General features: G+C 38.9%; 2 rRNA genes. Both read left to right on the top strand.

The features are described from left to right. Positions 1-109 (top strand): 23S ribosomal RNA (locus GTR01_RS24455); the annotation flags it as partial. Positions 110-282: 173 nt separating this feature from the next. After that, positions 283-390, top strand: a 5S ribosomal RNA gene (rrf, locus tag GTR01_RS24450). Positions 391-514: the final 124 nt, after the last annotated feature.

Genomic DNA, 514 nt, shown 5'->3' with positions numbered 1-514 from the left:
ATGAGACATCTTTTAAGGGTCGTTGTAGATGACGACGTTGATAGGCTATAGGTGTAAAGACAGTAATGTCATAGCCAAGTAGTACTAATTACCCGTAGATTTATAGCCTATGGTTGCTATATCTAAAATTATAATATAAATAGACAAGTACTTTATGCGCAGTAAAGGTTTTGTCTTTGTGAAAGTTTTTATCGCTTAAAAACGCAATTGGCATAAAGCATTTAGCGATTGGCAAAAGAGCCAAAAGCCAGCAGCAAAAAGCCAGATGCTATATACAACCTTTAGGGTGGTTTTAGCGGTGGGGCTCACCTGTTCCCATTCCGAACACAGAAGTTAAGCCCACCAGCGCCGATGGTACTGCTAACGCGGGAGAGTAGGCCGCCGCCAGTTTTTATTTTATTTTTAAAAATCCTTTATCGAAAGATAGAGGATTTTTTTTTGCTTTATACTTTAGGGAGTACACCACCAACCACCACCATCTATTCCTTATCATTATTCTATTATCGTTATTCCC

It is taken from the genome of Chryseobacterium sp. c4a, from assembly GCF_009900745.1.
Taxonomy (GTDB): domain Bacteria; phylum Bacteroidota; class Bacteroidia; order Flavobacteriales; family Weeksellaceae; genus Chryseobacterium.
This window is presented reverse-complemented; position numbering and strand designations above follow the sequence as displayed.